At 73.1% G+C, this 13,962-nt stretch carries 10 protein-coding genes; 4 read left to right on the forward strand and 6 right to left on the reverse strand.

Annotated features, from left to right (window positions below):
• Positions 1 to 21: 21 nt before the first annotated feature.
• Positions 22 to 903 (reverse strand): hypothetical protein, encoded by an 882-nt coding sequence (locus ABZ441_RS24170; RefSeq protein ID WP_358977865.1) that lies wholly within the window; start codon positions 901 to 903, stop codon positions 22 to 24.
• Between the two features lie 127 nt (positions 904 to 1,030).
• On the opposite strand from ABZ441_RS24170, the gene ABZ441_RS24175 reads away from it, so the two are divergent.
• The 3 genes from ABZ441_RS24175 (at position 1,031) to ABZ441_RS24185 (ending at position 3,033) form a co-directional block, all read left to right on the forward strand.
• The gene (locus ABZ441_RS24175; RefSeq protein ID WP_358977736.1) at positions 1,031 to 1,441 is read left to right on the forward strand and encodes a hypothetical protein; all 411 of its coding nucleotides are present in this window, start codon (positions 1,031 to 1,033) and stop codon (positions 1,439 to 1,441) included.
• A 255-nt stretch (positions 1,442 to 1,696) separates the two neighbouring features.
• Positions 1,697 to 2,830 (forward strand): MerR family transcriptional regulator, encoded by a 1,134-nt coding sequence (locus ABZ441_RS24180; protein ID WP_358977867.1) that lies wholly within the window; start codon positions 1,697 to 1,699, stop codon positions 2,828 to 2,830.
• Between the two features lie 65 nt (positions 2,831 to 2,895).
• Positions 2,896 to 3,033 carry a hypothetical protein gene (locus tag ABZ441_RS24185; RefSeq protein WP_358977738.1) on the forward strand — a complete coding sequence of 46 codons (138 nt, stop codon included), beginning with the start codon at positions 2,896 to 2,898 and terminating at the stop codon, positions 3,031 to 3,033.
• 92 nt (positions 3,034 to 3,125) lie between these two features.
• Here the strand turns inward: ABZ441_RS24185 and ABZ441_RS24190 are convergent, their stop codons facing one another.
• The 3 genes from ABZ441_RS24190 to ABZ441_RS24200 all read right to left on the reverse strand — a co-directional run bounded on the left by ABZ441_RS24190 (position 3,126) and on the right by ABZ441_RS24200 (position 5,402).
• Positions 3,126 to 3,548 carry a universal stress protein gene (locus ABZ441_RS24190; protein WP_358977740.1) on the reverse strand — a complete coding sequence of 141 codons (423 nt, stop codon included), beginning with the start codon at positions 3,546 to 3,548 and terminating at the stop codon, positions 3,126 to 3,128.
• 94 nt (positions 3,549 to 3,642) lie between these two features.
• On the reverse strand, positions 3,643 to 4,302 hold the full coding sequence (locus ABZ441_RS24195) for an FMN reductase (RefSeq protein ID WP_358977742.1): 660 nt from the start codon (positions 4,300 to 4,302) through the stop codon (positions 3,643 to 3,645).
• 5 nt (positions 4,303 to 4,307) lie between these two features.
• A complete protein-coding gene (locus tag ABZ441_RS24200) occupies positions 4,308 to 5,402 on the reverse strand; it encodes an LLM class flavin-dependent oxidoreductase (protein ID WP_358977744.1) in 1,095 nt (364 codons plus the stop codon).
• A gap of 376 nt (positions 5,403 to 5,778) precedes the next feature.
• Between ABZ441_RS24200 and trpS the strand changes: the two genes are divergently transcribed.
• Positions 5,779 to 6,837, forward strand: a complete 1,059-nt coding sequence (gene trpS, locus ABZ441_RS24205; protein ID WP_358977747.1) for a tryptophan--tRNA ligase — start codon at positions 5,779 to 5,781, stop codon at positions 6,835 to 6,837.
• Between the two features lie 108 nt (positions 6,838 to 6,945).
• Here the strand turns inward: trpS and ABZ441_RS24210 are convergent, their stop codons facing one another.
• A complete protein-coding gene (locus tag ABZ441_RS24210) occupies positions 6,946 to 8,952 on the reverse strand; it encodes an NAD-binding protein (protein WP_358977749.1) in 2,007 nt (668 codons plus the stop codon).
• A gap of 17 nt (positions 8,953 to 8,969) precedes the next feature.
• Positions 8,970 to 13,856 (reverse strand): DNA repair ATPase, encoded by a 4,887-nt coding sequence (locus ABZ441_RS24215; protein ID WP_358977751.1) that lies wholly within the window; start codon positions 13,854 to 13,856, stop codon positions 8,970 to 8,972.
• Positions 13,857 to 13,962 lie beyond the last annotated feature (106 nt).

The following is a 13,962-nucleotide window of genomic DNA, read 5'->3' on the forward strand; positions in this document are numbered from 1 at the left end:
CGTCGGGCCCCGGGCGCGGTGTCAGCCGTGGTGGGGGCGCCCGGCCCGGCCGCGCCCGGGTGCCAGGACCCGGCCCACCAGGCCGCCGACCGCCAGGACCGCCCCCACGAGGAGCACGACCCACACCGTCGTCCGCAGTGGGGCGGTCAGCGCGTCGTAGACCGCGGCGGCCCCCTCCCGGTCCGTTCCGGGCACCTGGTCGAGGACCCGTGCGCGGCCCACGGCGACGGCGATCCGCAGCAGGGCCGTGCCGAGCAGCAGCCCGGCGCCGGCCACGGCCGCGGTCGTCAGGCAGGCCCGCAGGCCACCGCGCAGGAGCGTGAGACCCAGCACGAGGACGAGCAGCACCACCGTCCCGACCGCCGGCCAGATGCTGCAGTACCGCAGCCACCGGAACGAGGACCGCAGTTCGTCGGCGCGGTCGGGGGACAGCACGGTGATGGAGGTCTCCCGGACCGGGATCCGGTCGGCGAACGGGACTCCGTTGCCGACCAGCTCCTTCTTGACCTCCTCGATCACCGGCGCCAGATCGATGGTCACCGCCTGACCGTCGTCCCCGTGCAGCGCGGCGGTCACCTCCCGGTGCGCCGCCCGGTTCGCGCTGTCCCAGGCCCGCCGGAACGCCTCGGTCGTGGTGAACGACAGCGCGGTCTCGTGCAGGAACTGCCCGACGGTCTCCTGGAGCGGCCCGACGTCGATGTTCTTCATCGCCTCGTCCCTGACCAGTGTGGCCACGGTGCTCCGGACGTCCGGGTCGGTGGCCAGAGGGGATACGGCGGCGAGATAGCGGTCCGTGTCGTCGAGTTCGAGATCGACCCAGGCCGAGAGCGCGCTCACCGGGACCAGCACGGTGAGCAGGACGAGCAGTACCGCCGACAGAGCCGCTGAGAGATAGGTCCGCACAGGCACCAGCCAATCCCGTACGGCATCGGCGCGCTCCGGGCCGTACGCCGTTCGAGTTGCCGGGCGGCCCGCCCGGGTGTGCGCTGGAGGAACACGGGGACGGGGGCGACGGAAGGGACTGTGCGCCATGGCCACACACGCAACGATGCCGACGCGCCGCCGGACGCAGGCGCGCACCCCGGCCCGGCGGGCGCACAGTGCGCTCGCCTCGGCGACGCCCCTGGCGCTGGGCGTGATCCTCGGCTTCTGGGCCTTCTTCATCAAACGGGACGGTGGAGCGACCACCGCCGGTCAGATCTGGCTCGGTGTGGTCTCCGGTGTGGTCTTCGCCGCGCTCTGCTTCGCACTCGCGCGGATCAGGTGGGCGCTGCCGCGCGAGCTGCGCGCCGGGGCGTTCGGCGCGCTGACCGGGGGCGCGATCGGCTTCCTCTACAGCCTGCACGACAACAGCGTGCTGTCCTCGTCCCTGCTCGGGCTGGTGCTCGCCGCGGGGACGGCCGCAACGATGTTCTACGTCTACTACACCCGCGAGGACTGACCCGGCCGTCCTCCGGGACCCGGCAGAGGCGTGGCCGCCGTGTGCGATCCGGCGGCCGCACCCGTGTTCCGTCGCGTCGGCGGTGTTCGTGACGGTCTTCGGCGCGGTGACGACGAGGCTGTACAACCGGAGGTGAACGCCGGCGGCCCGACACCCCGGCCGCGGCACCGGGCGCCGCGGTGGTTGACCTTCCCCGCGGGGGAAGCCCCAGCATCGGCGGGGCCGGGCGCATCCGTCCGGCGCGAGGAGGCCGTGGTGGGAGACGAAGGCGGGGCGCCGGGGCGTGCGGGGCTGGTGACGATCGGGGAGTTCGCCCGGCTGTCCCGGCTCCCCGCGAAGGCCCTGCGCCGCTACGACGAACTGGGGCTGCTCCGTCCCGCACTGGTGGATCCGGTGAACGGATACCGCTACTACGACCGGACGCAGGCGGAGGCGGCACGACTGGTGGCATGGCTGCGCCGGATCGGCATGCCGCTCGCCCGGATCGCCGAGGTGGTGGCGCTGGACGACGGCGCGGCCGCCGCGGAGGTCCGTGCCTACTGGGCGGGGGTGGAGGCCGAGACGGCCGCCCGCCGGGAGCTCGCGGTCTTCCTCGCTGGGCACCTTTCGGAGAAGGAGAACACCGCGATGTCGAACGGCAACGAGAGGGGCCGGGGGCCGGCCACCCTGGGAATCCGCTACGCGGCACTGGCCCACCCGGGTGCGGTGCGCACCGATCAGCAGGACACGGCGTACGCGGGGGCGCGGCTCCTTGCCGTGGCGGACGGCTTCGGGGCGGGCGGCGCCGGGGCGAGTGCGGCGGCGGTCGACGCGCTGAAACCGGCCGCACGCGGGGCGGTGAACGCCGCGGACCTGCTCGGCGTGCTGCACGACGCGGCGGAGTCCGCCGCGCGGGCGGTACGCGAGGCCGTGGGAGGTGACGGGACCCCGGCCGAGTCCGGCACCACGCTCACGGCGCTGGTGTGGACCGGTGAGCGGCTGGGCCTGGTGCACATCGGGGACTCCCGGGCCTATGTGCTCCGTGGCGGCGAGCTGTTCCGGATCACGCACGACCACACCCTGGTGCAGTCGATGATCGACGACGGCTCGCTGACCGAGGAGGAGGCGGCGTCGCACCCGCAGCGCGCGATGCTGCTCAGGGCCCTGGCGGGCGGTGCGCCGGCACAGCCGGCCCGCCCGGACGTACGGCTGCACGACACGCTTCCGGGGGACCGCTACCTGCTCTGCTCGGACGGGCTGTCGGCGGTCGTGGACGAGGCCGACGTGACCCGCACGGTCATCGCGGCGGACGGCCCGGACGCGGCCGTGCGCGCACTGGTCGCCCTGGCCGGTGACGCGGGCGGCCCGGACAACGTGTCCTGTGTCGTGGCCGACGTCGTCGCCCTCTGACATCGCGCGCCCGCCGGAGCCGGGCCCGGACCGGAGGGGGGACGGAGACAGGCTCCGGAAGAGCCGTGACGGCAACGACAGGGAACGACACGCCCGTTGCGATCCGGCCCGACGAGGCGGAGCCGCGCAGGAGGGAGATCGGTGGTGACCTGGCGACGACGGAGTTCGACCGGGTGATCGTTCACATCACGTACCAGGGCTGACGCACCACCGACGGGCGGGACCTCCGTGTGAGGGGAGGGCCCGCCCGTTCGCGTACGGCAAGGACAAGGACGAGGGCCGGGGGCGGTTCGGCTCAGTCGCGTACGACGGTGACGGGGCAGGTGGCGTGCTGGGTGACGTGCAGGCTGACCGAGCCGAGGAGAGTCGCCTTGAAGCCGCTGTAGCCGCGGGCGCCGACGACCAGCAGGTTCGCGCCCCGGGAGCGTTCCAGCAGTGACAGGGCGGGATTACCGATCACGACGATCTTCTCCACCGCCGCCGCGCCCTCGGCACCGAGGGCCTCCTCCAGGGCCTCGTTGAGCGCGACGGTCGCCACCGCCTGCGGGTCGAAGTCCTCCGGCATGCCCGGCATCAGTGATCCCCAGCTGGTCGCGGGGTACTCCCAGCTGTTGACGGCCTCGACGGTGTCGCCGGTCAGTTCGGCCTGGCGTACGGCCCAGCGCAGCGCCTTGATCGACGCGTCCGATCCGTCGACGCCCACGACGATCCTGCCCATGTCTGCCTCCAGTGTGTTCGAACAGGTACGGCATACAGGGATCAACTGTATCCAAGCAGGACATCGGCGGGGCCGGGTGGCCCCGCCGCTGTGGTCAGCCGACCCGGAGGTCCGCGAGCTGCTGGGCGAACGGGACGAGGGCGTCCTCACCGTCGTCGAGGGTGGGGGTCCGCGTGGCGCCCGAGACCGTCCGCCCCATGACGGCGGAGGCGAGCTCGCCGCCCGCGCGCCGGATGCGGGAGGGCAGTCCCTCGGTGTACTCGTCCCCCTGCGAACCCCAGTCCTCCGACGCCGCGTACACGGACGTGGGCAGGACGACGGCCCTCAGGTAGGCGAAGAGCGGGCGCATGGCGTGCTCCAGGACCAGCGAGTGCCGGGGCGTGCCGCCGGTCGCCGCGATCACGACGGGCTTGCCGGTCAGCGCGGTGTTGTCGACCAGGTCGAAGAAGGACTTGAACAGCCCGCTGTACGAGGCGGTGAAGACGGGTGTCACCGCGATCAGGCCGTCCGCCCCGGTCACCGCGTCGAGCGCCTTCCTCAGGCCGGCCGGCGGGAAGCCGGTGACCAGGTGGTTGGCGATGTCGACGGCCAGGTCACGCAGCTCGACGACCTCGACCTCGACGCGCCGGTCCTGCCCGGCCGCCAGCGCCTCGCGGGCGGCCCCTGCGAGCCGGTCGGCCAGCAGCCGGGTGGACGAGGGGCTGCTGAGCCCGGCCGCGACGGCCACGATCTTCAGGGGAGCGGTGTCGAACACGGTACTCAGATCTCCTTCGAGGCGGCGGCGGCGCGGGCGGCGGCGACCGCGGGGTGGACGGGGGCGTCCGGCACTCCGGCCGGCCGGAGGTTGGCGAACTCCTTGCGCAGCACGGGCACGACCTCCTCGCCCAGGATGTCGAGCTGCTCCAGGACCGTCTTGAGTGGCAGTCCCGCGTGGTCCATCAGGAACAGCTGGCGCTGGTAGTCCCCGACGTCCTCACGGAAGGACAGGGTCCGCTCGATGACCTCCTGCGGGGAGCCGACGGTCAGCGGCGTCTGCTGGGTGAAGTCCTCCAGTGAGGGCCCGTGGCCGTAGACCGGTGCGCTGTCGAAGTACGGGCGGAACTCCCGTACCGCGTCCTGCGAGTTCTTGGCCATGAACACCTGGCCGCCGAGGCCCACGATGGCCTGCTCGGCGGTGCCGTGCCCGTAGTGGGCGTAGCGGCGCCGGTAGAGGGCGACCATCTTCTTGGTGTGCTCCATGGGCCAGAAGATGTTGTTGTGGAAGAACCCGTCGCCGTAGTAGGCGGCCTGCTCGGCGATCTCCGGGGAGCGGATGGAGCCGTGCCAGACGAACGGCGGGACGCCGTCCAGCGGGCGCGGGGTAGCGGTGAAGGACTGCAGCGGGGTACGGAACTTCCCCTCCCAGTCGACGACGTCCTCGCGCCACAGCTTGTGCAGCAGCGCGTAGTTCTCGGTCGCGAGCGGGATGCCCTGGCGGATGTCCTTGCCGAACCAGGGGTAGACCGGCCCGGTGTTGCCGCGGCCCATCATCAGGTCGACACGGCCGTCGGCCAGGTGCTGGAGCGTGGCGTAGTCCTCGGCGATCTTCACCGGGTCGTTGGTGGTGATCAGCGTGGTGGAGGTGGAGAGGATCAGGTTCTCGGTGCGGGCGGCGATGTAGCCGAGCGTGGTCGTCGGCGAGGACGGGACGAACGGCGGGTTGTGGTGCTCACCTGTCGCGAAGACGTCCAGGCCCACTTCCTCGGCCTTGAGCGCGATCGCGAGGGTCGCCTTGATCCGCTCGTTCTCGCTCGGTGTCGTACCGGTCGTGGGGTCGGTGGTGACGTCCCCGACGGTGAAGATCCCGAACTGCATGGCGCCCGCCTCCAGAAGTGTCGTGCCGCTGAGCAGATGGTTGAACGTTGAACTATGTGAACACACCCTACAACGGAGCGCCCCGCTTCTCTATTCCGCCCGCCCCCGACAGGCCACGCCCCCGACAGGCCACGCCCCCGACAGGCCACGCCCCCGGCAGGCCCGCCCCGGAAAGGTCCGTGCCGGAAGACCGGTGCGCGTTACACTCGGCGCCATGACCTACGTACCGTGCCGGAACCGGTGGCGCTCCTCCTAGGAGCGGCCACCCCCATCTGCACGGAACCAGGGCCGTTCGATCTTCGGACGGCCCTCATCTGTGCCCCGGTGCCCCGCGACGGGCCGTCCTCCACGCATACACCGCAGCGAGGAGAGCCCCATGACCCTGACCACCGACCTGCCCGTCGGTCCCGCCGAGCGCCGCAGTGCCGAACTGGAGGAGCAGCTCGCCCTGGACCCCGGCCGTTTCCGCGTCCTCACCGGCGACCGGCCGACCGGGGCCCTGCACCTCGGGCACTACTTCGGCACCCTCCACAACCGGGTACGCCTCCAGGACCTCGGCGTGGACGTCTTCGTGCTCATCGCCGACTACCAGGTCCTCACCGACCGGGACGTCGCCGAGCGGCTCGACGAGTACGTGGAGGGGCTGCTCCTGGACTATCTCGCCATCGGGATCGATCCCGCCCGTACGACGGTCTTCAACCACAGCGCGGTCCCCGCCCTCAACCAGCTGCTGCTGCCGTTCCTGTCCCTCGTCTCCGTCGCCGAGCTCGGCCGCAACCCCACCGTGAAGGACGAGATCGCCCACTCCCGGCAGTCCGCCGTCAGCGGCCTCATGTACACCTACCCGGTGCACCAGGCCGCGGACATCCTGTTCTGCAAGGGCAACCTCGTGCCCGTCGGCCAGGACCAGCTGCCGCACCTGGAGATCACCCGTACCGTTGCCCGGCGCTTCAACGACCGGTACGGAGACGTCTTCCCCGAACCCGACGCGCTGCTCTCCGGCGCGCCCCTGCTGCTCGGCACCGACGCCACCAAGATGAGCAAGAGCCGCGGCAACTCCATCGCCCTGGGCGCCGACGCCGACGAGACGGCCAGGCTGATCAAGGGCGCCACCACCGACGCCGACCGGCACATCACCTACGACCCCGGGTCGCGGCCCGGGGTGTCCAGCCTGGTGCTGCTGGCGGCGCTCTGCCTCGGTCGTGACCCGCACGAGGTCGCCGAGGAGATCGGGAACAGCGGCGCGGCCGGTCTGAAGCGGACCGTGACGGAGGCCGTCAACGCTGCCATGGCCCCGATCCGCGCCCGGCGCGCGGAGTACGCGAAGGACATGGGTCACGTGCGTGACGTGCTGCGCGCCGGCAACGAGCGGGCGAACGCCGTGGCCGAGGCGACCCTCCAGGAGGTGCGGGAAGCAATGGGGATGTTCCGCTAGCCGCTAGCCGCTAGCCGCGAGCCGATCGGGCCCGGTGCCGCGCCGCCCGTCACCGGTCCGTCCGGCCCGGTGACGGATGCCCGCGCCCGCTCCGACGGGCGCCGCGGCTCAGCGGCGGGATGCCGAGTGCTGCCTGCGCAGCAGTTCGGCCAGCCCGCGCCGGGTCGCGGCGATCACCACCCGGTCGTCCCGACGCAGCACATACCCCGGGTGGAGATCCCAGACCAGCCCGGAGGGCCGGTCCTGGGCTCCCGGCCCCTCGGGGGCGAGGGGGTCGTAGGGCGGTGCGGCGGCCAGGTCCGGGAGGCGGTCGGCCGGCGGGGTGGCGTCCAGGGCCAGGACCCGCCAGAAGCCCGCCCGGAACGCCTGGTCGACGGTCCGCCCCTCCAACTGGGGGTGTCCCGCCACCTCCAGTGCCGCGAAGAGCATCACCTTGCGCTCCACCGGGACCGCGCCCAGGATCTGTCGGCCCATCATGGCGACCGCGAACGACGGCGCCGCCAGATGGGACACGGAGCGGGAACGGGTCAGGGCGCCCGGGTGGGCCGTGCGCAGCGTGCGGTAGACGGCGGTGGCGAACTCGTCGTCGTACAGGCGCAGGGCCACCCGCAGGTCCGGTTTCACCGAGCGGGCGTACAGCGCGGCTTCGAGGTTCGTCGTGTCGATGCTCGTGAGGGCGAGCAGGGCACGGGCCCGGCGGATCTTGGCCGCCTCCAGGACGCCCTCCTGGGTCACGTCGCCCAGGACCGTCGGTACGTGCAGACTGCGCGCCAGCGGGATGCCGCGCGCCTCCGGGTCCTCCTCGACGACCACCACGGGGATGTCCAGTTCACGGAGCCGCACCAGGACCCTCGTGCCGATCTTGCCGAGCCCCAGCAGGACCACATGGCCGGACAGGCCGCGCGGCGGGCGGCGCAGCGAGGAGGCGGTGCGCAGGGTGCCGAACGCCTCCAGGACGGCGGCGACCAGCAGGGGCAGCAGCAGGAGCCCGGCCGTGCCGGAGAGCAACTGGATGACCTGGCGGGAGTCGGAGTCGGTGTCCTCGACCGCCGGGTCGCCCATCGCCAGCAGGTCCAGCATCGTCAGGTAGGCGGCGTGCAGCGGGCTGTCGCCCGTGGTGATCACCGAGGCGACGGCCAGGGCGACGACGGCGGCCGCGACGCCCAGGGCCGACCAGCGGAGCCGCCGCGAGAAGACCTGGCCGAGCGGTGCTCCCCTGCCTCCCATGCGGGTGGGCGCCCGGTCGGGGCCGGCCTGGCTGATGGCCTCCAGGACGATCGTGCCCCGGCCCGTGGCGGCGTTCACGGTCGCCAGGTCGGGCAGCAGTTGAGGGCCCTCGTCGCCGCTGCTGTCCGAGCCCTCGGCGCCGGCCGGGTCCTGGCTGGTGGAGGAGAGCAGCGCCAGGGTGCACAGCCCGGGGTCGGCGAGCTCGCCGGGCCGGGGCGGGGTGCGTTCGACGGCGCGCAGGAGCAGGCCCTCGGCCTGGATGACCTTGCTGCTGCCGGTCAGCGCGGTGGCCGCCAGGGCGGGGGCAGCGGTGTCGGCGTCGGACAGGACGGTGGTGGAGGCGTCTATCGCGGCCGCGTCCAGACCGGGCATGGAGACGGCGGCCGCCTGGTCGAGCAGCGTCTCCAGGTGCTGTCCGAGCTTGCGGTTGTAGAGCCGGATGACGAGGCGCAGGCGCGGATTGAGGCGGCGGGCCGTCAGGGCGGCGCGGATGTTGAGCTCATCGTCGTCGTAGACGAGTGCGAGCGCGGCGGCCCGGTCGACGCCCGCCTCCGTCAGCACGTCGTCGGAGGGCTCGCGGGCCTCCATGATGCGCACGGCCTCGACCCCGGCGTTCGTGTCGCCGCCGCCGTCGGCCGCCCCGTTACGGCTCATCGCCGCCGACATCCGCCCGAACAGGGTCCCGGCGCGCGCACGTTGGGTCAGCGGCAGGTCGGGCCCGGTGGTGTCGGGTCCCGGCGGGACGAGCAGGGTGACCCGCTCCCCGTACACGTAACGCAGCTCCACGGCGAGCCGGCGGGCGAGGGTGTCGTCGCCGCAGACCACCATGTGGCTGTTGACCGGGGGGCGTTGGGGCTGTTGAGGAAGTGATGACACGTAACCCAGCATGCCTTGGTCCCTCCGCTTCAGTCGGGCGTGTCGGTGATCATCGCGTGTCGGGGGTGTGCACCCGCGTCCGGGTGGCGGGGGCCTGCGGCCCGCTCGATGGCCGCCTCGACCGCCGCGATCCGGTCCGCCAGCAATCCGAGCGCCCCGACGGCACGGGCGGCGGGGTCGCCATCCGGTCCGCCGAGGGCCTGGGCGCGCACGTAGGCGGAGTTGACCGCTGCCCGGCGCTCCGCCTGCGCCGGGGTGAGCGTGCCCCGCAGGGCGGCCAGTTTCAGCAGGTTGGACTCGGCGCCCGTGGTGAGCGTCTGGGCCTCGCCCGTGTAGTGGTCGTCGATGACGGCGGTGAGTTCGGCGTCGTTCATGACGGGCACGATCCGTTCCGCGATCTTGTTCATGTCACGGTACGAGCCCTGCAGGCGGAACGGCGGTTCGGTGCGCGCCGAGTCCGACTGCGCGGCCGACGCGATGTACGCCGCGTTCACCGCGAGGACGGTGTCCCTGGCGGTCAGCAGATGCCGCAGGACGCCGGTGATCCGGTCGAGTTCGGCGGGAGCGTAGGAGTGTTCCAGACGGTTGGCGGGTGCCGGGGGGCCCGTGCCCGACGCGAGGCGGACGAGCAGGTCGAGGTCGCTCCGGGAACGGGCCGCGAGCGGGGCCAGCACCGGGTTGGCCGCCAGGGCGTTCTCGACGAAGCTCAGTGCGAAGACCTCGTCCCTGCCACTCAGGACCTCGCCGAGGTTCCAGACGTCCGCCCGGTTGGCGAGCATGTCCGGGATCCGGAAGCGGTCGCCGGACTCGGTGTACGGATTGCCCGCCATCACCACGGCGAACCTCTTCCCCCGCAGGTCGTAGCTGCGCGGCTCGCCGTCCCGCACGCCCTCGACCCGTCGGGTGGCGTCACAGAGCGGAATGAACTTCTGGAGCAGCTCGGGTGAGGTGTGCTGGATGTCGTCCAGATACAGGACGGTGTTGCTGCCCGACTCCAGCGCGAAGTTGATCTTCTCGACCTCCTGGCGCGCGGTCGCGCTACGGGCCTGCGCCGGATCGAGGGACGTCACGTCATGGCCGAGGTTCGGCCCGCTGACCTTGACGAGGACCATGCCGAGCCGTTCGGCGACGTACTCCATGAGCGTCGTCTTGCCGTAGCCGGGCGGCGACACGAGGAGCAGCAGCCCCTGCGAGTCGGTGCGCCGGTCGGCGTCGGCCGTGCCGAGCTGCTTGGCGAGGTTGTCGCCGATGAGCGGCAGGTACACCTCGTCGAGCAGCCGGTTGCGGACGAACGCGGGCATGACGCGCGGCCGGTGGTCGTCCAGCCGCAGCCGGGTGCGCTCCGCGGCGACCAGCGTGGTGCGCAGCCGCTGGTACGCACGGAAGCCGGGCACGGTACCGGTCCGGAACGCGGCCGTACGCGCGAGGAGTTCGTCCAGCCGCACCGGCAGCTTTCCCCCGTCGGTACGCGGGTGATCGCCGAGGAGCCCTTCGACCGTGGCGGTGAGGGGGGCGTCGCAGTCGTACCGCTCCAACTCCGGGCACAGCTCCACGGCGACGGCCTCCGTGAGGTCCCCGTCGTCCGCGTCGGAGCCGCTCGCGGCGGCGTACGAGGTGAGCCAGCCCTCCACGAGCCGCCGCCGGGCCGGGAGGTCCGTGGAGAGGGCGGTCAGATCCTCGTCGTACGCCGAGGTGCCCACCGTGCGACGGAACTTGTCCAGGAGCGTGCGGACCGGGGCGCTCGTGACGAACCCCGCGGGGCCACTGGTCAGCTCCTCGAAGAGGTACTCGGCGACGCCGTCCGGCGCCCCCATCGCGGCCGCCCACTCGCCCTGGAGCACGGCGACGGCGGGGGCGAGGCCGAAGGTGTCGCGGGCGCGCGCCAGCGACCGGGCCTGACGCCGCCAGGACGCGCGCAGGGCATCGTCGGCCTCGTGCGCCCAGAAGAGCTGCGCCGCCGCGCGCACCGGGGGCGGGAAGCGCAGCAGGCCCGCGCCGGAGCGGAGCCGCAAAAGGGCGGTGAGGATCGCGGTGGCGTCCTCGTCGTGCACACCGCGCCGGTAGCCCTCGTCGTACGCGGACGCCGCCGCCTCCCGTACGAGCGCGGCGAGGTCCGGCACGTCGCCGAGGGCGTCGGCGCCGTGCTCGTCGAGGAGCCGGGCGGCCAGGTGCTCGGCGCGGTAGACGGCCGCCGTCTCGGAGGGCAGCAGCTGGTCCCAGTAGGGGCGGGTCGCCGCGAACTCCGGGTCGGTGACAGGGGCCCGGTAGTCCGTGCCGGTCAGCGCGAAGGCCAGCCGGTCGCCGGACGGGACCAGGGTCAGATCGAACGGCTGGGTGTTCACCGCGAACCTGTGCCGGCCCAGCCGGATCACCGACCCGCCGTCCGCGTACAGCTCGCCCCGGTCACGGAGGGCGCGCCCCGCCTCCTGCCGGGCCGCCTTCAGCCGTCCCTCCAGCTCCTCCGCGCGGACCGGGTCGCCGAGCGCGCGCAGCTCGTCGGCGGTGCGCCGGACCTTGGCGACCATGGGGTCGGAGGCGAAGTACGTGTGGACGGCGTCCAGGTCCTCCAGCCCCGCCAGCCGCCGGGAGACCGTCTCCATGACCCGGGCCGCGGAGTCCGCGAGCCGCTCCGCACGCCGGGCGCGGGCGTCCTGAAGCATCTCCTTACGGCCCGAGAACGCCTCGTACACCTCCGTGCGGCGCTCGGCCAGCCTGGCCAGGAAGTCGTCGGACTCCGCGAAGCGGGACTCCAGGTCCTCGAGCCGGAGCATCACCCGGGCCAGCTGCTCGTCACAGGCCCCGGGGGAGTCCGCCGAGGCGAGCGCCCCCGTGACGGCCTGCCCGAGCAGGGCGAACTCGGCGGCGAACTCGGCCTGCCCCTCCCGGGCCACCAGCTCCCTGCGCCTGGCGGCCAGAACCGCGCGGGCGCGGTTGGCACTGCCCAGGACCTCGGCGATCCGCTCCAGGACCGACGTACGCACGGTCGCGTCGCCCATGTCCAGGCCGGTGACGACGTCCGTGACCGTCCCGAGGCCGTCCGTGATCTCCGTCAGCCGGTCCCCGGCCGAGGAGGCGTCGGCGACGGTGTCCAGTCCCGCGGCGTCGTCGGTGATCCGTGCGAGGTCCTCGTGGTAACCGGCGAACGCGTCCTCGCGGGCGAGGAAGGCGACCGCCCGCTGAGCGGCCGACGCCAGATCCCGTTCGGTCTCCTCGCGGAGCGCGGCGACGCGGTCCGTGTCGGCGTACCGCATTTCGGCGAGGGTGGCCAGATGGCCGTGTGCGCGGCGCAGTTCGGTGAGCCGGCCCACCCAGGCGGCCGCCGAGCGCGGGGCCTCGCCGCGGATGCGACGGACCAGGGCGGTGAGCCCGGTGGCCGCCTCGTCGAGCGCTTCGGCGGCCTGCCCGGTCAGTTCCTGGACCGTTTCGAACTCGGTCAGGACCTGCACCGCGGTGGCCCGCAGCGCGTCCAGCGGCTCGGCGAGCGCGCCCAGCCCGGGGTCGGTGAGCCAGTGGTAGCGGTCGCCTGCCCGGCCGCAGTCGGCGACGAGCCGGTCGTGGACGGCGGCGGTCGGTGGCATGTCCCGTACACCGTGCGCCAGGGCCAGGCAGTCGGAGATCCCGCGCACCAGGTCGGCGTTGCCGGTGCGGGCGAGCGGGCCCGTTCCGGCGGGGCGGGAGGCGGCGTGGGTGTCGGACACGTAGGGGGTCGCCCAGCGCTGCAGCGGGTGGACCCGCCCCGGCCCGTCGGCACCGTCCTTGAGCAGCACCAGGGTGCCGTCGTCGAGGAGGGCGTGTCCCCGGCCGGCCAGTGGGGTGTCGACCTCCTGGCGGATCAGGTTGTAGGGGAGCAGCAGGGTGCGGCTCCCGTCCCGGGACCGGAAGACGTACAGCACGTCCTCGCCGTTCGGGGAGCGGACCGCGTCCTCGAAGACGGGATCGCCGAGCTCCCCGGCGGTGTCGAAGGTCCTGGCCGTGCCGGTCGTGAGGTAGTAACCGCCGGGAAAGATGATCCCCTGGTCCTCGGGCAGCCGGCGGCAGGACGGGCCGATCGCGTCGAGGCGCAGCACCGTGGACAGCAGCGTGTTGAAGACCAGGTGACGCCAGGCCTCCTCCTTGTACGGGCGGACCCGCAGCAGGATCAGCGGCCCGGCCACCGCGTACTCGACGGCGGCGTCCGCCAGGGACTGCAGCGGCTCGTCGACGGGCTCCTCGTAGATCCCGTCGGGCGACTCGGTGCCGCCGGTGGTCCTGATGGTGAGGGTGCCCCCCATCGTGTCCAGGAAGACCGTGTCCAGGACGGCGATGTGCGGGTGCCGGCCGGGCACGTGGGCGTCGCGCCCCACGGGGATCCAGTCGAAGTCGTGCGACGGCGGGAAGACGTGGTCGCGGTCGCCCCGGGCGTCCAGGAAGGCCCCGGGCGCCCCGTCGGGGCCCAGCGCCCAGCGCAGGACACGGATGTCCTCGGCGGTCTCGCCGGTACGGAAGACGGCGAGCAGCCGGCCGTTGACGCGCCGCAGCCGGAGCAGCCGGGCGTCGCGGTAGTAGCGGTGCAGGCCGGTGAACTCCCGTACGAAGGCCTCGTCGTCCAGCAGCCCGGCCCGTGCTTCACCGAGGCCGGGCTCGCGGAGGGCGAGCACGTCGGAGACCCCGGCGTCGGCTCGCGCACCCGGACCACGCTCGAAGCCGAACAGCAGGCGCCCTCCCACGGCGACCAGGTCGCGGGCCACCGAGGCGTGCTCCGTGTGCACCTGTTCGGTGGCGAGCAGGCGCAGCCCGGTGGAGCCGAACTCCTCCGTCCGCCTGCCGTTGAGCTCCTCGGCCCGCCGGACCAACTCGTCGGCCTGCTCGCGAAGCCTTCGCCGGAGCACCTCGTAGGCATCCGCATCGGCATCGGTGAGGGTGATGTCGCGGTCCATGCGTAAGGCTCCCTACGAGATGACGTTCGACAGACCGGGCCGCCCGCCGCCGGCGGCCCCCTTCTCATGGCGGTCCCGCCCCGGTGGCCGCAGGCAGACCGGTCCG

This window comes from Streptomyces sp. NPDC005752, assembly GCF_040630715.1.
Taxonomy (GTDB): Bacteria; Actinomycetota; Actinomycetes; order Streptomycetales; family Streptomycetaceae; genus Streptomyces.